Source organism: Planococcus sp. RAB007_Raresut (assembly GCF_057369535.1).
The window spans coordinates 41,515-62,261 of record NZ_JBXYIF010000003.1 but is presented as its reverse complement, the minus strand read 5'-3'; the positions used below and the strand labels follow the sequence as shown (position 1 = coordinate 62,261).

Here is a 20,747-nt window from a genome sequence, read left to right as displayed (position 1 = left end):
AAATGGCACTGCTCTTTTTAACCAAATAAAAAACGCAGCGGACATGACTCCGCTGCGTTTTTTCTATTTCAAATCCATTCTTAATCTTCCATTGTCGATAAATCGCCTGTCGGCAAATCAAGCTCCCAAGCTTTGAGGACCCGGCGCATGATCTTACCGCTTCTCGTTTTAGGAAGCTTGTCCTTGAATTCGATTTCTCGTGGCGCTGCATGGGCAGCCAGCCCTTTTTTCACAAACTGCTGGATGTCCTGGATGAGTTCTTCTGAGGGTTCATAACCTTCAACTAGAGCAACAAACGCTTTGATGATTTCACCTCGGACAGGATCCGGTTTTCCGATAACGCCTGCTTCCGCTACAGCTGGATGTTCCAAAAGTTTACTTTCAACTTCAAATGGGCCAACACGTTCGCCTGAAGTCATGATGACATCATCAACACGCCCCTGGAACCAGTAATAACCTTCTTCATCTTTATAAGCGGAATCTCCTGAAACATACCACTTATCTTTAAGGAAGTAGGAATCATATTTCTCAGGATTGTTCCAAATTTGGCGCATCATGGACGGCCAGCCTTTTTCAATCGCCAGATTGCCCATCTGATTCGCCGGCAATTCGTTCCCTTGGTCATCAACGATGGCAACTTTGATGCCAGGAACCGGTTTACCCATGGAGCCTGGTTTGATCGCTAGCGCGGGATAATTGCAGATCACCTGAGCACCGGTTTCCGTCATCCACCATGTGTCATGGATGCGGCGTTCGAATACTTGTGCGCCCCACCTTATTACTTCAGGGTTTAAAGGTTCACCCACGGACAATACATGGCGCAATGTCGATAGATTGTATTCTTTAACCAGCGCATCTCCTGCTCCCATCAGCATGCGGAAAGCCGTAGGTGCACTGTACCAGACAGTCACCCCGTAATCTTCAATGGCCTGGTACCAGCCTTCCGGAGAAAAACGTCCGCCGATTATTACTGTTGTCGTTCCGTTCAACCACGGTGCGAATACGCCATAGGAAGTTCCTGTAACCCAACCCGGGTCGGCTGTGCACCAATAAATATCCTGTTCGTTAAAATCCAGAACCCATTTAGCAGTCTGGAGATGCTGCACCATTGCATACTGTGCATGCAAAACCCCTTTAGGCTTGCCAGTGGAGCCTGAAGTGTAATGCAGAACAAGCCCGTCTTCCTTATCCAGCCACTCTACCTCGAATTGATCTGAGCACTTTGGCAAATGTTTCATGACATCCACTGTATGATTGTTTTCTTCAATATCTTCTCCAACAAGGAAAATTGTTTTTAAGTTTGGCAATTTGTCGAACGGCACGCGCGAAACAAGTTCTGGCGTCGTAATGATCGATTTCGCATCACTATCATCCAGTCTGTCGTAGATCGCGCCTTCCATAAACGCTTCAAAAAGCGGCCCAACAATCAAGCCCATTTTCAGAGCGCCAAACATTGTAAAGTATAGTTCAGGCGAACGCGGCATGAAGATGAACAAACGATCCCCTTTTTCCAGATCCGAATGAGATTTCAACATATTCGCTGCACGGTTGGTCATTCGTTTCATTTCGTAAAACGTATAAGATTCATTTCTGTGCTGGTCTTTATAATAAAGTGCAACCTTATTCTTTCTGTCGGAAGCAGCATGACGGTCAATAGCTTCATGCGCCATATTTACTTTCCCGGTTTCATACCAGCTGAATTCTTTCTCGGCTTCTTTCCAGTCAAAACCAGAAGCGATTTCTTCATAATTATGTAGGTTAAAATTTCCAGATGTTGCAGGCAAAGCTTCCACTTTCATCCAAATCATCCTTTCTATTCTTATCTCTTTTTCATTCTACATCAGCCCAAGTGAATATTGCCAACTTTTTTAACTATTTAAAAAATAGAGAGCGCTTTCAAAGTGATTAGCCAAGCCCTCTTCCTTTCATGTATAATGAAGCTAATTGCAAACTTACAGGCGGTGAAATGATGGAACATAAGAAAACCTATAACGCGATGGAATTGAAAACGAAACACGGAAGAATCATTGTGGAAGGACCGGTTCCTTCGAACGAACTGAAATCTTTGGATTTCCACGAAGATTTGATCGCTTTCCGACCGGCCAAACAACAGCACGAGGCAGTAATAGGGATTGCTGATTTGCCGGAAGGCCGCATACTCATTGCCCGTGACAATAACACCATTGTCGGCTATGTCACTTTCCTATACCCCGATCCGCTCGAACGTTGGTCAGAGGGAAATATGGAAAATCTGATTGAACTCGGCGCTATAGAAGTGATTCCTAAATTCAGAGGCAGCGGCGTCGGCAAAGCTTTACTGAAGACTTCAATGATGGATGATGCTTTTGAAGATTTCATTGTTATCACTACAGAATATTATTGGCATTGGGATTTGAAAGGAACAGGCCTTAATGTCTGGGAATACCGCAAAATCATGGAAAAAATGATGCAGGCTGGCGGTCTTGAATACTATGCGACGGATGAACCTGAAATCAGCTCCCACCCCGCTAATTGCCTGATGGCGAAAATCGGCAAACGGGTAGACCGTGAATCTGTTCAAAAGTTCGATCAATTACGTTTCAAACACAGATATATGTATTAAACATTAAGGGGTGTTGATAATGCTATTGGAAGAAATAATGAAGACGGAAGTCCATTCGCTAAATCCAGGTCAGACTGTACAGAATGTCATCGATTTATTTGAAAAAGAAAGAATTCGCCATGCGCCGGTCGTTGAGGATGGAAAAGTTGTCGGCGTCGTATCCGATCGCGATTTGAAAGACGCCCTTCCTTCCCGCTTTACCATATCACCAAAAGGAGAACCCTACGAGAAGACTGTCAGGGAAATCATGACGCCAGATCCTGTAATAGCCCATCCGATGGATTCGGTGGAAGAAATTGCAATGGTCTTTTATGAACAGCAAATTGGCTGCTTGCCCGTGGTTAGCGGCGGTAAACTGGCTGGATTCATCACTGAAACCGATCTGCTGTATACTTTCATCGAATTGACCGGCACACATCAGCCGGGATCTCAAATAGAAATCCGCGTCAAAGATCGTTCCGGAGTGCTGCTTGAAGTTTCAAAAATGTTCTACCAGCATAATATCAATGTGCTCAGCGTGCTTGTTTATCCTGATCGAGACAAGAAAGAAAACAAAATTCTCGTCTTCCGGGTTCAAACGATGAATCCTCTGGCACTCATTAACGACTTACGCAAAGAAGGTTTTGATGTCTTATGGCCAAACATGCCGCAAATAAACGAATAAAACATGCTGTTTTCATCTACTCTGAAGATCAATTGGGTTATAAGTTTTCTGAAACACATCCATTCAACCAGAAACGGCTCGTTTTGACAATCGACCTGCTCCGTGAAATGAATGCGCTTCCAGAAGATCTTATCGTACCAGCACGGATCGCTACGGATGAGGAGTTGCTGCTGGCACATGACCAGCGGTATATTGAGATTGTCAAAAAGGCAAGCAAGGGCGAGATCTCTTCTGAAGAGGGCGAAAGCTATGGCATCGGTACAGAGGATACACCAATTTTTAAAAATATGCATGAAGCCAGCGCACGCCTTGTAGGAGGAACATTGACCGCAGCCGATTACGTCATGGAAGGCAGAGCCCAGCACGCCCTTAACCTTGGCGGCGGCCTTCATCACGGTTTCCGCGGCAAAGCCTCCGGTTTCTGTATTTATAATGACAGTTCGGTCGCCATCAATTATTTGAAGAAGAAATATGGGGCCCGTGTGCTCTATATCGATACAGATGCCCACCATGGCGACGGGGTTCAGTGGTGCTTCTACGACGACCCTGATGTCTGCACAGTATCGATACATGAAACTGGCCGCTATCTGTTCCCAGGCACCGGAAATATCAATGAACGCGGCAACGGCCAAGGATATGGGACTTCATTCAACTTTCCAATCGATGCATTCACGGAAGACGAATCCTTTTTGGAAGTCTACCGTACAGCTATGAGGGAAATCGTCGAACATTTTAAACCGGACGTGATTCTTTCTCAAAATGGCGCAGATGCCCATTACCTGGACCCGTTGACTCATTTGTATGGGACAATGGAAATTTATCGTGAAATCCCTAAAATCGCTCATGAACTTGCCCATGAATATTGTGATGGCAAATGGATTGCTGTCGGCGGAGGCGGATACGATATTTGGCGTGTCGTTCCTCGCGCCTGGGCAAATCTATGGATGGAAATGAATGATATTCCTCTCCCTACCGGAAATTTGCCGAATAAGTGGCTGGAAAAATGGCAGCCGGAGTCTCCTGTAGCGCTCATTAAAACATGGGAAGATCCCGAGAAGATGTACGATCCAATTCCCCGGAAAGAGGAAATCACTGAAAAGAATCATCAAATGCTGGAAAAAGCTCTTTACATCATCCGGCATACACAGAAAAAACTGTGATAATGTAAAAGCTGCAGCGGAAAAATCTTCCGCTGCAGCTTTTTTAGTTCTTTAAACCAAATCACACGTCATTTTTAGTTGATTGGCGTTCTTCAATACGATAAGGAAGAATAACCTGGTTTTCATCAATTTCTTCTTTATTCATATACTTCGTCAATAAACGCATAGACACTGCCCCAATATCATATAAAGGCAATGCCACTGAACTCAGCATCGGACGCGCCATCCGCGCCAATTTGGAGTTTTCATAGCTGATGATTTCGACCTCTTGCGGAATCTTTTGCCCCTCTTCTTCCACTTGGTGGATTACACCGATCGACATCTCATCGTTGCTGACAAAATAAGCAGTCGGTTTAAAAGGTTTCAGTTCTTTCACCGCTTCAATTCCTTCATCGTAGGAATTATTGCATTCAACCACCAGTTCGGACTTAAATTCAATTCCCGCATCTTCCAATGCTTGACGGTACGCCTTCATCTTATAATCTCTGTTTATCTTCGATGTTAAAGGCCCAGACACCAAGGCGATGCTCTTATGGCCATTATCAATTAATTTTTTCACAGCTTCGTAAGCCGCCTCATAATAATCGATGTTCACAGAAGCGATTTTGCCGGTCTCTTCGATCGTTCCAGCAAGGACAATCGGCGTTGGGGAACGTTCCAGCTCATGGAGCAATTCCGGTGTTATGACATCACTCATGAAAACAATTCCATCAACTTGTTTGCCGAGCATCGTTTCAAGAAGCTGCAATTCCTTATTTTCATTTTGATCTGAGTTTGAAAGAATAATATTGTAACGGTACATTGTTGCAATATCTTCGATGCCTCTCGCCAGTTCTGCATAAGTGCTGTTGGAAATATCCGGGATGATGACACCAACCGTAGTGGTCTTTTTGCTGGCAAGTCCCCGTGCTACTGCATTCGGGCGATAGCCAAGCTCTTCAATTACTTTCAATACTTTTTTTCTTGTAGCTGGTTTAACGTTTTGGTTTCCATTAACTACTCGTGAAACGGTTGCCATGGAAACGTTCGCTTCCCTTGCCACATCATAAATCGTTACGGTCATGTAAGCGCCCTCTTTCCCTTTTCTTCAATCATACGCCAAAAAGTTTGTGTATATCAACTATAAAGAAAAGCGACCGCGCCCGTTAAGCTCTGAAAGGCATATGACAGAATAGCGCAGTGGCGCTCCGCCACGAAGCTAGGCTGGCTTATGACCCGAAGAGCTGGGCCGCTGGAGTCTGGACAACGATTCACTTTTTTATAACCAATATAAATCTAAAAAATTCTATACTTCCTTTTCTTCACAAAAATAAAAGCCGGGGTTACGCCCGGCTTTTTGGCATTACATTTTCATTTCATATTGCTTCATGAATTTCATCAGCGAATCATAGTATTCGTCGAATTGCTGAAGGTTCATTTGCTGCTGTGCGTCTGATAGAGCGACAGCCGGGTCCGGATGTACTTCCGCCATCACGCCGTCTGCACCAATAGCGATTGCTGCTTTAGCTGCTGGCAAGAGCAGATCGCGACGGCCAGTAGAATGCGTTACATCCACAAACACCGGCAAGTGCGTTTCCTGTTTAAGAATCGGCACTGCTGAGATATCGAGTGTATTGCGGGTCGCTTTCTCGTAAGTGCGGATTCCGCGCTCGCAAAGAATGATTTGACTGTTGCCGGAAGCAATAATGTATTCAGCCGCATTGATGAATTCATCAATCGTTGCCGCCATCCCCCGTTTAAGCAAGACAGGTTTGTTGATGCTGCCGACAGCTTTCAGCAATTCGAAGTTCTGCATATTGCGTGCGCCGACTTGTACTACATCGACATAGTCAAGAGCTTCCTCTAAGTGATGAGGCGTAACGATCTCTGATACCACAGCAAGCTTATGCTGGTCTGCAGCTTTTTTCAGCATCTTCAGACCATCCAAGCCCAAGCCTTGGAAATCGTATGGAGATGTGCGGGGTTTGTAAGCACCGCCGCGAATCATCTTAAGTCCTTTTTTACCAATCGCTTCAGCTACAATCGACACCTGTTCCTGTGATTCAACTGCACATGGGCCAAAAATGAATGATGGCTCTCCTTGCCCAATTTTTTCACCATTGATATCAATTACTGTATCTTCAGCTTTTTTCTTCCGCGATACAAGCAAAGCTTTACGTGTATCTTCTTCTTGCATATCAAGCGCAGATTTGAAAATTTCCTTGAATATATGATCAACCGTTTTTTGATCCAAAGGACCATTATTATTTTCTTTCAATAAATCCAGCATATGACGCTCACGAAGCGGGTCATACCTTTTCATTCCTTGTTTTTCCTTGATCTTGCCGATTTCCTGTATAACTGAAGCCCTCTCATTGATCAGGGACAGAATTTGCAGGTTTACTGCATCGACCTGTTCTCTCAGCTGTTCTAAATCCATCTGGCTCATCCTAATTTCCCCTTTCATAAATCACCTTTAATCGGTGACTTATCTTAACATGATAGGACTATTATATGCAAAGTATTCGGGAAAGTCACGAAAAATGTTTTAGCGCTTCAACGCACTAAAGTGTTTTAATGTAAAAAAAGCCGGAGCACTGGGCTCCGGCCTGTCTTATCAAGCAATAAATTCTTGCATTGCCTTACTTTTGATCTTATTATGTGAGGCATGCCAGTCAACCTGCATATTTGAAAAATGCATCAGCTGAGGCGATTCGTGCTTAATTTGCGTGATTTCCGCAATTTCCTGCGATAATTCCTTATCTTCCTGCACTACAAGGAACAGGAAAGTCTGGTGTGGATGCAATGAGCAATACTCATTGTATTCATTCCATGCCGCTGCAGAAACCGGACACGTGCTGCTGTGCTTGAAAAGCCAATAGCTTTGAGTTCCTTCGACCGCCTTTTTAAGGCCGTCTAAATCCTGTACGCGTATAAGGTTTTTCATTTTATCCGCTCCCAAATCATTTTGTTGAATTGTTTTTGTTGCTGTTGGAATTGGAATTGTTTTTGTTTGAGTTATTATTGCCGGAGTTATTTTTGTTTGCATTATAGCTTCCGACATTATTTTGTTTTGAATTCGAACCCGATCCAGTGTTCTGATTTTTGTTCGAACCGTTTTTAGTATTGCCGGCATCTTTTGCCGTTGAGCCAGTAGCATAGCCTGATCCTGATTTTTTGTCCTCATTCACTTCTTCTACAGCTTCTTTTAATGCATTTGCTGTTGATGTGAATGCTTCATTGCCTGCTGCTTCAGTCTCTTTATTGGATTCATGGACTGTATTTTCGATAGTTGCATGCATATCAATCGATTCTTCTCCTTCAGATGATGCTGTTCCATCATCCATTGGCGAAGAGCCGCCTTTCATGCCTTTTACTTTATCGACCACTTTTGAAGACTGGTCTTTCAGCTGCTGTTTCAAGCCGCCGCCTTCGTTATCTGAACCCGATTTAGAGCTTTGGGATTTTTCTTTCAGCGTAGTAACCTGGTTATTCAAGTCTCCACGGAATTCCTTGCCTGACTTAGGTGCCAGGAATAACGCTGCTGCCGCACCAATCACCGCGCCGACAAGAGCACCGGCGATGAAGCTGCCTGAACCTGACTCTTCTTCGTAATCGTAGAGATCATCATAACGGCTCGACATGCCATAAGATTGAGGCACATAATCGCTTTGCTGATAATTCTGTCCGGAATTTGAATAATAATTTTTATTGTACTGTGAGTCATTATAATTAGGTTTTTGGTTGTTGTACTCATTATTGTTACCATTCATTTTGCATTCCTCCAGTTATATAAGTTGATTTTTTATTAGTATTGATCGTTATGTGGAAGCTGTTTCTGTCCTGGCACCGGCTGATAAGATTCTGTCTGGCGGGTGCTGTAAGCTTTACGGGTTTTCCATTTATCACGGATACCCATAGCGACATTGCTCCATTGAACTACCTGGGCAATTTTCTCTTCGTTCTGTTCTGCTTGAGAAGCGACAGACATCGTAATGCGTCTTACTGATGCATTAAGGTCAGTCACTGAGTTGCCGACACCTTTAACAGCATCCACCACTCCATTTAGCTTCTCGGTCTTCACCTGGATATCTTCTGCAAGTTCGTTTGTCTTATGCAGAAGGTTCGTGGTTTCAAGCGTCACCCCTTGCAGCTGATTTTCAAGCCCGGCAACTGTGCCGGAAACTTCTTTTAATGTGTTCTTCAACGAATTCAATGTCATTGCCAAAGCTACGCATAGAATTAAGAATCCGACTGCAGCCACGATTGCGGCTATGTAAAGCAGTATTTGCCAATCCATAATAATTCCTCCTTTTACATTCTGTTATATATTATTTCTACCCTAGACGAACTGCGGGTAAACACAGTCCTCTTACAATACTTCTCTAAACTCATTAAAAAAACCTGCTAAAAAAGAAAAAAACAGTTTAACTTTGGAAGTTAAACTGTTTCTTCTGTCTTCAGCTGGTTTTCAAAAGCTTCTTTGAATTTCGTAACGTCCCCAGCACCCATGAATAGGAAAACACCATTCTTGTGTTCGCTGAGCTTCGCCACTTCTTCCACCTGTAATAATTGGCTATCTTTAATTTTCTCTTCAAGGTCGCCAATCGTTAACGTACCCGCTTCTTCGCGGGCAGATCCAAAAATATCACATAGATATACTTGATCCGCTTCATTCAGGCAGTCCGCAAATTCCTGGAGGAACGTCTGCGTCCGTGTGAAAGTATGCGGTTGGAATATTGCAATCACTTCGCGGTCCGGGAATTTCTGCCGTGCAGATTGCAAAGTCGCACGGATTTCTGTCGGATGATGTGCGTAATCATCTATAAGAATGCGGTCCCCGATCTCTGTTTGAGAAAATCTGCGCTTAACGCCCTGGTAACCACTGAATTGCTGCTGGATAATATCCGCCGGGATATTTTCATAATGGCACAGTGAAATAACAGCCAATGCATTCAAAATAGTATGGTCGCCGAACATTGGGATAGTGAAAGTATGGAAGAACTCATTGCGGATCACTACATCAAAAGTTGTGCCTTCTGTTGTTTTCACGATGTTTCTTGCCTGGAAATCATTCTCTTCACCAAAACCATAGTAAACCATCGGAACCGGAGCCTGCAGCTTTTGGAGATATTCATCATCCCCACAAGCGATGATGCACTTCTTCACTTGCTGGGCCATTTCTTCAAATGCTTTGAAAACATCATCAATGCCGGCAAAATAATCCGGATGATCAAAATCAATATTCGTCATAATCGCGTAATCCGGGTGATAAGCTAAAAAATGACGGCGATATTCACAAGCCTCAACTACAAAGAAATGGGAATCCTGCATACCATATCCAGTGCCGTCCCCTATAAGATAAGAAACAGGCTTGTAGCCGTTCAGCACATGTGCCATCAATCCAGTAGTCGACGTTTTTCCGTGGGCGCCAGTAATTGCTATGGAAACATATTGCTTCATCAAATCCCCAAGGAATTCATGGTAACGGATGATTGTAGCGCCAAGTTCACGGGCTCTCACAAGTTCAGGATGCTCATCATTAAAAGCATTCCCAGCGACGATCGTCATATCCGCTGTAATATTTTCCGGATCGAATGGAAGGATTGAAATTCCTCTGTCCCGCAAACGTTCTTCTGTAAAGAAATATTTTGCGATATCGGAACCCTGCACTTCATTCCCCATATCATGCATAATCTGAGCCAGCGGACTCATCCCTGAGCCTTTAATGCCGGTAAAATGTAAAACTGTCATAAGTGAACCTCCTGTGGAAGTTTAAAGTAGTCTATTCCATCTGTATTTAGTGGATAGCCGAATGGATCAAACAATCATCCGATTATATCATATTTTTATCCAAAGGGGATATAATCGATATTTTGAAATAATGAAAAAAATTATTGAAATACTTCCGTAATATCCTCTTCAGTAATCAGTACCGAACGGGCTTTGCTGCCCTTCTGCTCTGAAATGAAACCATGTTCTTCAATCAAATCCATCAATCTAGCCGCACGGTTATAACCGATATGGAATTTCCGCTGCAATAAGGACGTCGATGCGCTGCCCTGCTGCATGATAAAGCGGCAGGCCTCTTCAAACAAATCATCCTGTTCAGCGCCGGATGCGTTCTGCTTGATCAATTCTTCTTCTTTGAAGAAATATTCCGGCTCGCCCTGGCCGCGGACATGTTCAATAATCTTTTCGATTTCTTCATCTGTCACAAAAGTTCCTTGAATACGGCTCGGCGCGGACATGCCATTGCCGAGATACAGCATATCCCCTCTTCCGAGCAGTCGCTCTGCTCCTTGTGAATCAAGGATAGTGCGGCTGTCTACTTGAGAAGAAACAGAAAACGCGATGCGTGTCGGAATATTTGATTTGATCAATCCCGTTATAACATCCACAGATGGCCGCTGAGTGGCAATTACCAGATGGATGCCGCATGCCCGCGCTTTTTGCGCGATGCGGCAAATCGCGTCTTCGACGTCAGATGGGGACATCATCATCAAGTCTGCAAGCTCGTCGATCACGATTAATATATAAGGCAGATGTTGTGCATCATTGCCTTTATCTTTGACCATTTTATTATAACGGCTGATATCTCTGACACCCGTATGAGCAAAGAGCTGGTAGCGGCGTTCCATTTCAGATACGGCCCACTTCAATGAAGCAGTAGCCGCTTTAACATCCGTAATGACGGGGCTTACCAGATGCGGAATATGGTTGTAAGGCGCGAGCTCAACCATTTTCGGATCTATCAATAATAATTTCAGGTCACGTGGAGAAGACTTATAAAGCAGACTGACCAGTAAAGAGTTGATGCAGACGGATTTACCGGATCCTGTCGCACCTGCAATCAGACCATGCGGCATTTTCCGCAGATCCAGCGTGACAGGTCGGCCGGTCAAATCGAGGCCCAACGCCGCTTCGAGTGGCGAATCGGAATCCTGGAATTGCGGACTCTCGATCACTTCGGAAATTCTGACCGGCCGTGATGTTCTATTGGGAATCTCGATCCCGATTGAACTTTTACCCGGAATAGGTGCCTGTATACGGATATCTTTTGCGGCAAGCGCTAATTTCAAGTCATCTGCCAAATTACGGATTTTGCTGACTTTTACACCTTGTGCTACAGTCAATTCAAATTGAGTGACTGCAGGCCCCTGGACAATACTTAAAATTGTCGCCTGTACTTGGAAATGCGACAGTGCTTCAACCAGACGCTCTCCCTGTTCTTCCATCCACTCATCATCTTTGCGGTCATTTTCCGGCGCGGAAAGATAATCTTTATGTGGATGTTCATATACAGAAATGGCTGGTGCCGGAACCGATTCAGCAACTGGAGCTACTTCTGAAGCAATTGCCTCCGGATGTTTTTCAGCTGGCTGCACAGGTTTTTCTTCCGGTGCAGTTTGTGGTTTTAATGTTGCTGTATTCAGCTTTTTAGTTTTCTCTTTATCAGATTTCAACATCAGCACATTAAATGGAACTGTTTTTTCTTTCTTCTTTTCTGAAAGGATAATTTGTTCTTCCTTCTTATCCTCGTGGATATCTGTATGTAGCTTTTCTTTATTCTCGGAATTTGTTTCCGGCAATGCTGATTCTTTCACTGGCTCCGGTTCAACAGTTTCCGTAATTTCAGGTGCCTCTTCCTCACCAGGAATTTCAGAATCAGGCACATTGGCAAGTTCTTCATCCTGAACTGACTGTAATGAAGATTCTTCTATTTCCGCAGAATCAGGCTCAGAACTATTTTCTATCACAGGCAGTTGGCGCTCCAGCTCTGTTTGTTCTGCTGATATTTGGGCTGCATCTTGATCAGTGGTTTCGCTGACCGGATTTTCCTGTACCGGAGAAATCGCTCTATGGAATTCTTCTTTACGCTCTTTTTGCTCAAGCAATATTTCTATTGGCGCTGGTTTAGGTTCATTGAAGCCATGAATAGGCGACGGAACCTTGGTTGGTTCAAAGCGGCGCTTGATGGGCTCCGGTTTTGGTGTCTCTTTAACAGGTTTTGAAACCGGTGACTGGCGCTGCATCGGCTGTCGGGGTGATTGTCTCTGAATCGGTTTCGGTTTCGGTTCCGGCCGGACCTCTCTCCGAACGGGTTCCTGCGCCAATTGTGAAGGACGCCGAATAAGCTCTTCCCTCACTTCAGCCATCGTTACTTTTTGGCCACCCTGTTCCTTCTTCAAAAAAATTTCTCTTTCTTCATCCGTGATCAGCGGAAAGCGAAAAGGCACATGCGCACTTTTCTGCTCGACAGGCGCTGTATATTCCTGTTCGGCTTCTTCCTCGACTTCATCGGCAAACATACGATTCCATACTTTTTTAACCCAGCTCATAACAAGTCACGCCTTTACTTCAAATGCGGATCCGACTTCATTTTCATTATCCAATACTAATATCCCTTTTTCCGCTGGAGCATCCGGCAAAGCCAATTCCTTGGCCGAACAAATCATACCGCTCGAAGCCACTCCTCGGAGTTCCGCGTCTTTTATGATCATTCCTGATGGCATTACGGCTCCTACTTTTGCGACAACCACTTTCTGGCCGGCATCAACATTGGGAGCACCACAGACAATCTGCAGTTTTTCGCCGCCTACATCCACCTGGCAGACATTCAATTTATCAGCGTTCGGATGCTTTTCCTTCGACTCCACATATCCGACCACGAATTTTGGCGACAAATCGACTTCCAGCACATAGTCAATGCTGTTTTTTCCAAGTGCGTTCTGCAATTCAGTAACCAGCTGCTCGGAAACATCGATCGTTCCACTTTCCGGGAAACTGATGTACTGAGATGCATTGAAAAGATTAAAGCCCGTAATTTCATCACTTTCATTTTTAATAAGCGTTACATCGCCGTTCATTTCTGTTAGGATTTTCTCAGGTTTTTCAGTTTGCAGCTGGACAAGCAGTACATCGCCTATTCCTTGCTTATTATAAAATGCGTTCATTTTTTATCGTTCTCCTCTTCGGGTCTATTTTTAGCCAGGATGAAAATCGGTTCCAATTCACCGTCTTCGTATATGAATGACAGAGAAGTGATCGGCACTTTACCGGTTGTGAAGAAATGCATCGCCATTTGCGCAAGCACGTCGTAGCCGGATTCGTTGCGGATATCACCGATGATCAATACATCCTGATGCGGGACAGACACAGTCATATCCCCGGTAATCTTGCTTTTCATTTCTTTCAGGAAAGTCTCATTTAAAATTCGGGAGGCGTCATAGCCATCGTTTTCATTGAGGAAGTAGAATACGTTTCCAGCAACGTGATCTTCCTTGACCGCAGTTTTCAGCTTCTTGACCTGGAATCTCGCAAGTTCTTTGAGCTGTTCTTCTGTCAGACTTAATGAATTTAACACATTTTCGTCAATTAAGCGATAGGCCGCCCCAGTGTCGAGCGCATAAAATATTCGGGTTTCAGCAGTATGGTCCGTTGTGATGAAGCGGTTTCCTTCGTTGGACTCCGTCGGAAATGAAGTTGAACGGATTACAGGATAGATATGTTCCCCGCCAGGAAGATTGCCCTCTGACTCCCGTTCCATCGCATTAAATGTTTCGTTGATCGTATAAATGATTTCAGTCAATGCCTCTTCCCCTTTTACTTCATAGCGGCTGGTGATTTTCGGAAGGTCGAGCGTCAGTCCTTTACCAACTTTAATGTGTCGGATGTTCGCTGTATTATTTTCACGGTCATAGCGCCATTCCAAATCATGGCTTGGCAACCGTTCTCTTAATAGATTGAATAATTGTGTGGAGTTCATATCGATCTTCCTCTCTGTCAAAAATAAACGGTTCGACCCTCACAGGCGAACCGTCTTGATATTATAAGGACAATCCTGCAATAAAGGACTCAATTTCCTCTTGTGTTTTACGGTCGCGGCTGACAAAACGGCCCAGTTCTTTCCCTTCGCTGAAAGCGAGGAAACTTGGAATTCCGTAGATATCATGTTCAGCGCATAAGTCGATGAATTCATCCCGGTCAACTGATACAAAATCCAATTGTCCAAAAGACTCTTCCACTTCAGGCATGATCGGGTCGATGACACGGCAATCCGGACACCATCCGGCTGTGAACATAAAAATTACGCCCTTGCCGTTTTTGTGTTCATTAAACTCTTCAATCGATTGGAGTTTTTTCATTTATCTTCACCTCAATTTCCTTCATCAATAGAGCGCACGGTCTTCATCATCCATTCCATATTGTCTGGAACGTCCGATTCTTCTGAGATGGCAGTCATTTTCACGCCGCCTGCACTGACCACTATTTCGATCCGATCTTCAGCAATCGCTCTTAATGTTGTAAAACCGAAACGGCCATTCTGTTCAAATGTTTCATCAGCGATCCATTCCACTTCATCATTCGCTTTCTGCAAATCGTAGAAAAACTTGCTGTCAGCGGCTTCGTTCGGATTGATGAACAAGACATAGGAATCGCTGCCTTTAGTTATAATGATATTGTTTTCATCAGAAGGCTCTTCGATATCGTAGCCGCCAGGCAAATATAATTCCGTTTGTCCTGCGGTTTCGTTTGTTTCCGGCGGCTCTTCTTCAAAAGCCGTGCGGGTTTCTGAAAGCCCTTCTGCCAATCTTTCTTCAGGAGTCGCCATGCATCCTGCCAATAAAAAAAGGGATAACACAGTTCCTGTGACTAAAACTGACCGTTTCACGCGTCTTCCTCCCCTGCTTTGCTGTCTTCTATTTTAAAGATGTTTCCAATCACATGCAACTTAACCGATGCCCAGGCGGTATTGTCCGATAAGCAATTTCACAATATGCCCGAACATCTCTCCCCTGTTAAGCATCCCCGCTGTAAGAATTCCAATTGCCCCTTTGTCGTGGCGGATGCCTGTTTCATCAGCATAGTCATCCATCACCGGTCCAAGTTCCAATCCTTCTTTTAGTTTTCGTGCAATCATGTCAGGCAATGGAATTTGCGCACCTCCGGCAGTATAGACTTTCCCATCCGCAGTCGAAAACGCTCCCCAATTGCAAAGATAAAGCGTGCCATCAAGGTCATAGACGCCTCCTTCAAGACCCACAGCGAAATCATATCCCCCCTCAATCGCAGAGACTGCACGGTTGACCGCTCCCTGCCTCGTTTCCTCCACAGAGAATGGCTGTGCCGATACTCCTGAATCCGTTTCGACGGCTGTAATTTCATATTGAATCGCAAGTTCAGCAAGACAATCTTCCACTGCCCTGATTTTCGCCGGATTTTTAGATGCAACAGCAATTTTGAAGTTATTCATCTGCATTGATCCTTTCTATAAAAAAAAAGCGCCCGAGGGCACTTTTTAGACGTTATTTTTAATCGTTTCCACTGTTGTCCGGTCAGCTGATTTCACCAGCTTCACCAATAATTCCTTCGCGGCAGCGTAATCATCTGTATGGATGATTGACGATGAGGTATGGATATAACGGGAGCAAATTCCGATTACGGAACTTGGCACTCCTTCATTTGCAGTATGCACACGACCTGCATCCGTACCGCCTTGTGAAATGAAATACTGGTACGGGATGTTATTCGATTCTGCTGTATCGAGAACAAATTCCCGCATGCCGCGGTGCGTGACCATGCTCTTATCCAAAATGCGCAGGAGCGTCCCCTTGCCCAATTGGCCAAACTCGTTTTTATTGCCGTCAGCGTCATTCGCCGGGCTGGCATCAAGCGCAAAGAAAATATCCGGATTGATCATGTTTGCAGCCGTCTGTGAACCGCGCAGGCCGACCTCTTCCATAACCGTCGCGCCGGAAAACAATTCGTTCGGCAATTTTTCGTCTTTCAATTCACGCAATAACTCAATTGCCAAACCACAGCCGTAACGGTTGTCCCAAGCTTTTGCCATGATTTTTTTATCATTTGCCATTGGAGTGAATGGGCTGTATGGAATGATCTGCTGTCCCGGACGAACGCCGAACGACAACGCATCTTCCCGATCGTCAGCACCGATATCAATCAGCATGTTCTTGATATCCATAGGTTTGCTGCGCAATTCTTCGCTCAATAAATGCGGCGGAATCGATCCGATTACACCAGGTATCACTTTATCGCCTGCGATGATTTCCACTCGTGTCGCCAGCATTACCTGGTTCCACCAGCCACCAAGCGGTTGAAAGCGGATCATCCCATTATCAGTAATCTGTGTAACCATAAAGCCGACTTCATCCATATGGCCCGCCACCATAATGCGCGGTCCATTCTGTTCGCCGTGCTTAACGCCAAAGATGCTGCCTAGATTATCCTGTATCAATTCATCGGAAAACGCACCCAATTCTTTTTTCATGAATTTGCGGACAGCATGTTCGTTGCCGGGCGCACCGGGTAACTCAGTTAGTGTTTTAAATAATTCTCTCGTTTCATTATTCATGATACAACTTCCTCCTAAATGAAATGCCTTTAACCAGTTTAGAGCTTTTTTCAGTTTATTTCCACTTTTTTATTTCGAATATCGAAAGGAAGCAAATAAAGACGTTGCTATCATTTCTCGTTTAATTATTAGTTATGGTACAATTTAGCCAGTAAGTATAGGAGGGATCTAATTGAAAAATCGTGATTTATTGATCGGCTTCGCTACCGGAGTAGCTGCAACATTTGTCGTCAAAGAATTGGTTGACCGCAACCAGAAGCTTTACCCGGCAGATGAAGTATTGAAGCAAGTGAAGAATTCGTTTAAAGAAGAAGGTCCGATTGACGGTTCATGGATCTACATGAAAACAGAACCTTATACACAGCACGCGATTACGACGGATGTCTACAAAGGCGGCATCACTCGACACCGCGACGATGAACTTGAGCAATTCGAATTCATGGCGGACGCTTTCACCGGCGCAGTCGTAGAAGTTTCAAAAGTTTAAAACTCACTCGAATGTTTCCATCTGCAGGCATGCGAAAGAAATTCCGCGTGCCTGCAGTTTTTATTTCGTGAAAAATTCAGCGAAAGTCCAGGTGGATGAAGATGAAATTTGTTCTGCTGTTCGGTCCACAGGCAGTCGGCAAAATGACTGTCGGCCAGGAATTGGCGAAAATAACTGATTTGAATTTATTGCACAACCACATGACCATCGATTTGCTGGAACCGTTTTTCGGCTTTGAAAAAGAAATGTGGAAGCTGTCCACCATGTTCCGCGAAGAAATCTTCAGCGCCTTCGCCAAGAGCGATCGGTACGGCATGATTTTTACATACGTCTGGGCATTCGACCAGCAGGAAGACTGGGATTTCGTCAACAGGACCTGTGCGATTTTCCAGGCACAAGGTGCAGAAATCTATTTTGTCGAACTCGAAGCAGAGCTGGATGAAAGGCTCATAAGAAATAAAAGCTCCAACCGCCTCGAACATAAGCCGACAAAAAGGGACACCGCTGCCTCCGAGAAGGAAATGGTCCATTCCAATAAAATCTACCGGCTGAATTCCTATGAAAATGAAATTCAGGCTGACCATTATTTGCGTTTGAATAATTCTGGTGTCAGTCCAGAGAGAATCGCTGGTCTGATTAAGGAGCATTTTGGGTTGTGAGGATGCTATTGGCGGGATTTGAGAAGTGTGTGTGAAAATATAGTGTGGGCTCCCTTTTTGGGAGTCTTTTTCAATTGGGAATATAAGTTAATGGGCGGCTGTGGATTTGGGGTGCGGGTTAAAACGTTCGGGGTGCGGCTTGAGCACTTTGGGGTGCGGGTAAAACCATCTGAGGTGCGGTTAGCTATAAATCAGCTCAAATAAACGAAATATTTTCCAATATTTTATTTATAGTTGCGCGATTTGAGCTTTTAGTTGCGGAATTCACCACATTAGTTGCGGAAATCCCCAATTTAGTTGCGGTCACCTTCCCTTCAAAATAAAAAGCACCGCCAAAGCGGTGCCTCCCTCAAAATCAGATATTCTTCTCTTTATATTGCACCGACTCCACGATCTCTTTGCCGTCATTGCTCCATTTCAGCAGGCGATAATAGGCATCGTGATAGAACGAGAAATAGTACCCGTTCTCCAAAGCCTCTTTCATCAAACGTTCTTTCGCATAAATCGAATCCATCGGATAGTCGTCATAAGCCAATACCCAAAGCGGATTCTGGTGGGCATGAGTCGGCATAATGTCGCCCATGTGAAGAATCGTTTCCCCGCCGCTTTCCAGTTTGATGACAGCGTGGCCATTTGAATGGCCGCCTGTGTGGATCATCGTGATTGCGCCGAATAGCGTCAACTCAGCTTCAAAAGTTTCCACCTGATCCTGAATCGGCTCCCAATTCTCTTTCCAGTACGTGTTGCGGGAGCGGATATTCGGATTTTGCATTTCATTCCATTCGACTGCTGAAACATAAATTTTCGCATTCGGGAATGATGATACGTACTCTTCCCCCTGCCTGCCAGTCAAACCGGCCGCATGGTCCCCGTGCAGATGCGTCATCAGCACCGTATCGATATCAGCGGCAGACAAGCCGAGTTCCTCCAAATTCTTATTCAATGAAGACTCAGAAGACACCCCAAGATTCCGCTTCTGGCGATCAGTCAATTTCCCGTCGCCAAGGCCGCTGTCAATCAAAATATTATGGCCGTCATATTGAACCAGGATCGGATGTGTCGGCAGCTCGATATTATTCTTTTCATCGACCGGATACCGTTTTGACCACACCACTTTCGGCACTACGCCGAACATGGTGCCGCCATCGAGATTCGTTGTGCCCCCATCGAGCCAAGTCAACTTCATATCGTGAAAATCAAATTTATCCATCATCCCATCCCCTTCAGTTTACGAATTATATTGTGCTTCCATCCGGTAAATCGGCTGGCCTTTTTTCATGAACTTTTCTTCGTATTCCGTCATGATGTTCCATTCAGGTTCATTTGCATGCAGGTCCAGCGAAACACTCTTCAGCAGCATGCCGTATTCCGAGATGCTTGTCAGCGAATATTCGAAAAGTCCACGATTGTCCGTCTTGAAATGAATTTCCCCATTCTTTGGCAATACTGTTTCATATAATTTCAAGAATGATTCATGCGTCAGGCGACGTTTAGCGTGGCGCGTTTTTGGCCATGGATCGGAGAAATTCAAATACAGGCGGTCCACTTCATTCTTTTCAAAAAAGCTTTCCATTTCCTGCGCGTTTACACGCAATAGACGCAAATTCGGAATGCCATTTTCCTGCTCCAGCGTTGTTTGAAGCGCCGTAACGATCACGCTGTCGAACAATTCGATGCCGATGTAATTGATATCAGGATTCGCCATAGCCATTCCTGTGATGAAACGGCCTTTGCCGCTTCCGGCTTCAATATGCAGAGGATTCGTGTTGCCAAACTCCTCTTTCCATTTGCCTTTCAATTTTGCTGGTTCCGGAATTACGATTTCCGGATGGGCTTCGATCAATTCCGCTGCCCATGGTTTATATCTTGCTCTCATTTTTTCTTCCTCTTTCTATCATTTATTTACAGAATGCCAGTCACTCGCACTGACCGAATAGCTGATGCTGCGATCTTCAGGTGTACGTCCGGCACTGTCGCCGTCAAGATGGCGATAAACCGGCTGGTCGGCTGACAATGAAAATCGGGTGCCCTTCAATTGATGAACTTCTTTAAATCGCAGATGCTTCCCGCTGAATACCGTACCAAAAACGAGCAGCAGTTTCAATCGGGAAAGGCGGTTGACAACGGTCAGCTCCAAAACGCCATCGTCCGGCACAGAATGTGGCGAAATTTTCATGCCGCCGCCAAAATAGGGCTGGTTACTGACTGTCGCAAACCAGACTTTATCAAAATGGAGCATTTCACCCTCCTGTTCTACAGTAAGCCGGAAAAGTCGAAATCTCAGCAGTGTAATAATGACATACACCAAATAAACCAGTTTGCCCATCCCGATTTTATTGAGCCAATGCTTGATCCTTGATCGATTGACCTTCACTGAAATTTCCGCGTCAAAGCCGATGCCTGTGCTGCTGACAAACTGATAGGCCCTGCCGTCAAAGAATTCTCCAAGATCTTTCCTGCTGGCAGCAGGATTCTTCACAAAATCAGCAATTTCCACGGCATCTTTAAAAGAATGAAAACCGCGGCCAAAATCATTGCCGGATCCGGCTGCGATGGAGCCTACAAGTACTTGTTGTGAACCTGCCGCCCCGGCAATCACCTCCCGTAAAGTGCCGTCTCCCCCGAAACCGATCACCAGAACCGGTTCCGGTGAATGTTGCAATTCCCGCACGAGCTCAGTGGCATGCCCGCTGTATTGGCTGACGGCCAATTCAAATGGAAATTCGATGGTTTCTTTGAATTTCATCCATTTCTTCATAGCCTTTCCATTGCCGGCAACCGGATTTATTATGAATATTGTCCTCATTAGACCTCGCCCAC

Annotated in this window: 22 protein-coding genes; 5 read left to right on the top strand and 17 right to left on the bottom strand. The window is 44.8% G+C overall.

Features of this window, described 5'->3' with window-relative positions:
• Positions 1 to 80 precede the first annotated feature (80 nt).
• Positions 81 to 1,799, bottom strand: coding sequence for an acetate--CoA ligase (acsA, locus tag AC2Q9J_RS06950; protein WP_499038389.1), 1,719 nt, complete (start codon positions 1,797 to 1,799; stop codon positions 81 to 83).
• Between the two features lie 170 nt (positions 1,800 to 1,969).
• Between acsA and AC2Q9J_RS06945 the strand changes: the two genes are divergently transcribed.
• The 3 genes from AC2Q9J_RS06945 to AC2Q9J_RS06935 are packed head-to-tail and all read left to right on the top strand — an operon-like array spanning position 1,970 to position 4,426.
• Entirely contained in the window at positions 1,970 to 2,602 is a 633-nt protein-coding gene (locus AC2Q9J_RS06945) for a GNAT family N-acetyltransferase (RefSeq protein WP_499038387.1), read from the top strand.
• 19 nt (positions 2,603 to 2,621) lie between these two features.
• Entirely contained in the window at positions 2,622 to 3,266 is a 645-nt protein-coding gene (locus AC2Q9J_RS06940) for an acetoin utilization AcuB family protein (RefSeq protein WP_499038385.1), read from the top strand.
• Positions 3,236 to 4,426, top strand: a complete 1,191-nt coding sequence (locus AC2Q9J_RS06935) for an acetoin utilization protein AcuC (RefSeq protein WP_499038383.1) — start codon at positions 3,236 to 3,238, stop codon at positions 4,424 to 4,426. Before AC2Q9J_RS06940 ends, AC2Q9J_RS06935 begins: the two co-directional genes overlap by 31 nt.
• Before the next feature lie 61 nt (positions 4,427 to 4,487).
• Here the strand turns inward: AC2Q9J_RS06935 and ccpA are convergent, their stop codons facing one another.
• The 13 genes from ccpA to AC2Q9J_RS06870 all read right to left on the bottom strand — a co-directional run bounded on the left by ccpA (position 4,488) and on the right by AC2Q9J_RS06870 (position 16,781).
• On the bottom strand, positions 4,488 to 5,489 hold the full coding sequence (gene ccpA, locus AC2Q9J_RS06930) for a catabolite control protein A (RefSeq protein ID WP_499038381.1): 1,002 nt from the start codon (positions 5,487 to 5,489) through the stop codon (positions 4,488 to 4,490).
• 279 nt (positions 5,490 to 5,768) lie between these two features.
• On the bottom strand, positions 5,769 to 6,854 hold the full coding sequence (locus tag AC2Q9J_RS06925; RefSeq protein ID WP_499038379.1) for a bifunctional 3-deoxy-7-phosphoheptulonate synthase/chorismate mutase: 1,086 nt from the start codon (positions 6,852 to 6,854) through the stop codon (positions 5,769 to 5,771).
• Positions 6,855 to 7,022: 168 nt separating this feature from the next.
• Positions 7,023 to 7,352 (bottom strand): bacillithiol system redox-active protein YtxJ, encoded by a 330-nt coding sequence (gene ytxJ / locus AC2Q9J_RS06920; protein WP_117312042.1) that lies wholly within the window; start codon positions 7,350 to 7,352, stop codon positions 7,023 to 7,025.
• A 16-nt stretch (positions 7,353 to 7,368) separates the two neighbouring features.
• Positions 7,369 to 8,178 (bottom strand): YtxH domain-containing protein, encoded by an 810-nt coding sequence (locus AC2Q9J_RS06915; RefSeq protein WP_499038377.1) that lies wholly within the window; start codon positions 8,176 to 8,178, stop codon positions 7,369 to 7,371.
• Positions 8,179 to 8,213: 35 nt separating this feature from the next.
• Positions 8,214 to 8,705 carry a DUF948 domain-containing protein gene (locus AC2Q9J_RS06910; RefSeq protein ID WP_499038375.1) on the bottom strand — a complete coding sequence of 164 codons (492 nt, stop codon included), beginning with the start codon at positions 8,703 to 8,705 and terminating at the stop codon, positions 8,214 to 8,216.
• A gap of 140 nt (positions 8,706 to 8,845) precedes the next feature.
• A complete protein-coding gene (gene murC, locus AC2Q9J_RS06905; protein ID WP_499038373.1) occupies positions 8,846 to 10,159 on the bottom strand; it encodes a UDP-N-acetylmuramate--L-alanine ligase in 1,314 nt (437 codons plus the stop codon).
• A 140-nt stretch (positions 10,160 to 10,299) separates the two neighbouring features.
• A complete protein-coding gene (locus tag AC2Q9J_RS06900; RefSeq protein WP_499038371.1) occupies positions 10,300 to 12,747 on the bottom strand; it encodes a DNA translocase FtsK in 2,448 nt (815 codons plus the stop codon).
• A 6-nt stretch (positions 12,748 to 12,753) separates the two neighbouring features.
• A complete protein-coding gene (ytpR, locus tag AC2Q9J_RS06895; protein ID WP_499038369.1) occupies positions 12,754 to 13,362 on the bottom strand; it encodes a YtpR family tRNA-binding protein in 609 nt (202 codons plus the stop codon).
• Entirely contained in the window at positions 13,359 to 14,174 is an 816-nt protein-coding gene (locus tag AC2Q9J_RS06890; RefSeq protein WP_499038367.1) for a DUF1444 family protein, read from the bottom strand. Before AC2Q9J_RS06890 ends, ytpR begins: the two co-directional genes overlap by 4 nt.
• Positions 14,175 to 14,235: 61 nt before the next feature.
• Positions 14,236 to 14,553 (bottom strand): thioredoxin family protein, encoded by a 318-nt coding sequence (locus AC2Q9J_RS06885; RefSeq protein WP_499038365.1) that lies wholly within the window; start codon positions 14,551 to 14,553, stop codon positions 14,236 to 14,238.
• An 11-nt stretch (positions 14,554 to 14,564) separates the two neighbouring features.
• Positions 14,565 to 15,080, bottom strand: coding sequence for a hypothetical protein (locus tag AC2Q9J_RS06880; RefSeq protein WP_499038363.1), 516 nt, complete (start codon positions 15,078 to 15,080; stop codon positions 14,565 to 14,567).
• 60 nt (positions 15,081 to 15,140) lie between these two features.
• Complete coding sequence (locus tag AC2Q9J_RS06875) at positions 15,141 to 15,662, bottom strand: DUF84 family protein (RefSeq protein ID WP_499038361.1); 522 nt, start codon at positions 15,660 to 15,662, stop codon at positions 15,141 to 15,143.
• A 45-nt stretch (positions 15,663 to 15,707) separates the two neighbouring features.
• The gene (locus tag AC2Q9J_RS06870) at positions 15,708 to 16,781 is read right to left on the bottom strand and encodes a M42 family metallopeptidase (protein ID WP_499038359.1); all 1,074 of its coding nucleotides are present in this window, start codon (positions 16,779 to 16,781) and stop codon (positions 15,708 to 15,710) included.
• A gap of 172 nt (positions 16,782 to 16,953) precedes the next feature.
• Here AC2Q9J_RS06870 and AC2Q9J_RS06865 point away from each other — a divergent pair, with 172 nt between their 5' ends.
• Positions 16,954 to 17,268, top strand: coding sequence for a peptidase M4 (locus AC2Q9J_RS06865; RefSeq protein WP_084246570.1), 315 nt, complete (start codon positions 16,954 to 16,956; stop codon positions 17,266 to 17,268).
• Between the two features lie 101 nt (positions 17,269 to 17,369).
• Positions 17,370 to 17,927 (top strand): AAA family ATPase, encoded by a 558-nt coding sequence (locus AC2Q9J_RS06860; protein WP_499038357.1) that lies wholly within the window; start codon positions 17,370 to 17,372, stop codon positions 17,925 to 17,927.
• Positions 17,928 to 18,282: 355 nt separating this feature from the next.
• Here the strand turns inward: AC2Q9J_RS06860 and AC2Q9J_RS06855 are convergent, their stop codons facing one another.
• From AC2Q9J_RS06855 to AC2Q9J_RS06845, 3 genes are read right to left on the bottom strand one after another with little or no spacing between them, the layout of a single operon-like run.
• The gene (locus AC2Q9J_RS06855; protein WP_499038355.1) at positions 18,283 to 19,137 is read right to left on the bottom strand and encodes a YtnP family quorum-quenching lactonase; all 855 of its coding nucleotides are present in this window, start codon (positions 19,135 to 19,137) and stop codon (positions 18,283 to 18,285) included.
• A gap of 18 nt (positions 19,138 to 19,155) precedes the next feature.
• Entirely contained in the window at positions 19,156 to 19,803 is a 648-nt protein-coding gene (trmB, locus tag AC2Q9J_RS06850; RefSeq protein ID WP_499038353.1) for a tRNA (guanosine(46)-N7)-methyltransferase TrmB, read from the bottom strand.
• An 18-nt stretch (positions 19,804 to 19,821) separates the two neighbouring features.
• A complete protein-coding gene (locus tag AC2Q9J_RS06845) occupies positions 19,822 to 20,733 on the bottom strand; it encodes a diacylglycerol/lipid kinase family protein (RefSeq protein WP_499038351.1) in 912 nt (303 codons plus the stop codon).
• Between the last annotated feature and the right edge of the window lie 14 nt (positions 20,734 to 20,747).

Bases quoted from the DNA above. Each gene is read 5' to 3' on its own strand.
- acsA (WP_499038389.1), bottom strand. From the start codon at position 1,799: ATGAAAGTGGAAGCTTTGCCTGCAACATCTGGAAATTTTAACCTACAT.
- AC2Q9J_RS06945 (WP_499038387.1), top strand. From the start codon at position 1,970: ATGGAACATAAGAAAACCTATAACGCGATGGAATTGAAAACGAAACAC.
- AC2Q9J_RS06940 (WP_499038385.1), top strand. From the start codon at position 2,622: ATGCTATTGGAAGAAATAATGAAGACGGAAGTCCATTCGCTAAATCCA.
- AC2Q9J_RS06935 (WP_499038383.1), top strand. From the start codon at position 3,236: ATGGCCAAACATGCCGCAAATAAACGAATAAAACATGCTGTTTTCATC.
- ccpA (WP_499038381.1), bottom strand. From the start codon at position 5,489: ATGACCGTAACGATTTATGATGTGGCAAGGGAAGCGAACGTTTCCATG.
- AC2Q9J_RS06925 (WP_499038379.1), bottom strand. From the start codon at position 6,854: ATGAGCCAGATGGATTTAGAACAGCTGAGAGAACAGGTCGATGCAGTA.
- ytxJ (WP_117312042.1), bottom strand. From the start codon at position 7,352: ATGAAAAACCTTATACGCGTACAGGATTTAGACGGCCTTAAAAAGGCG.
- AC2Q9J_RS06915 (WP_499038377.1), bottom strand. From the start codon at position 8,178: ATGAATGGTAACAATAATGAGTACAACAACCAAAAACCTAATTATAAT.
- AC2Q9J_RS06910 (WP_499038375.1), bottom strand. From the start codon at position 8,705: ATGGATTGGCAAATACTGCTTTACATAGCCGCAATCGTGGCTGCAGTC.
- murC (WP_499038373.1), bottom strand. From the start codon at position 10,159: ATGACAGTTTTACATTTTACCGGCATTAAAGGCTCAGGGATGAGTCCG.
- AC2Q9J_RS06900 (WP_499038371.1), bottom strand. From the start codon at position 12,747: ATGAGCTGGGTTAAAAAAGTATGGAATCGTATGTTTGCCGATGAAGTC.
- ytpR (WP_499038369.1), bottom strand. From the start codon at position 13,362: ATGAACGCATTTTATAATAAGCAAGGAATAGGCGATGTACTGCTTGTC.
- AC2Q9J_RS06890 (WP_499038367.1), bottom strand. From the start codon at position 14,174: ATGAACTCCACACAATTATTCAATCTATTAAGAGAACGGTTGCCAAGC.
- AC2Q9J_RS06885 (WP_499038365.1), bottom strand. From the start codon at position 14,553: ATGAAAAAACTCCAATCGATTGAAGAGTTTAATGAACACAAAAACGGC.
- AC2Q9J_RS06875 (WP_499038361.1), bottom strand. From the start codon at position 15,662: ATGAATAACTTCAAAATTGCTGTTGCATCTAAAAATCCGGCGAAAATC.
- AC2Q9J_RS06870 (WP_499038359.1), bottom strand. From the start codon at position 16,781: ATGAATAATGAAACGAGAGAATTATTTAAAACACTAACTGAGTTACCC.
- AC2Q9J_RS06860 (WP_499038357.1), top strand. From the start codon at position 17,370: ATGAAATTTGTTCTGCTGTTCGGTCCACAGGCAGTCGGCAAAATGACT.
- AC2Q9J_RS06855 (WP_499038355.1), bottom strand. From the start codon at position 19,137: ATGGATAAATTTGATTTTCACGATATGAAGTTGACTTGGCTCGATGGG.
- trmB (WP_499038353.1), bottom strand. From the start codon at position 19,803: ATGAGAGCAAGATATAAACCATGGGCAGCGGAATTGATCGAAGCCCAT.
- AC2Q9J_RS06845 (WP_499038351.1), bottom strand. From the start codon at position 20,733: ATGAGGACAATATTCATAATAAATCCGGTTGCCGGCAATGGAAAGGCT.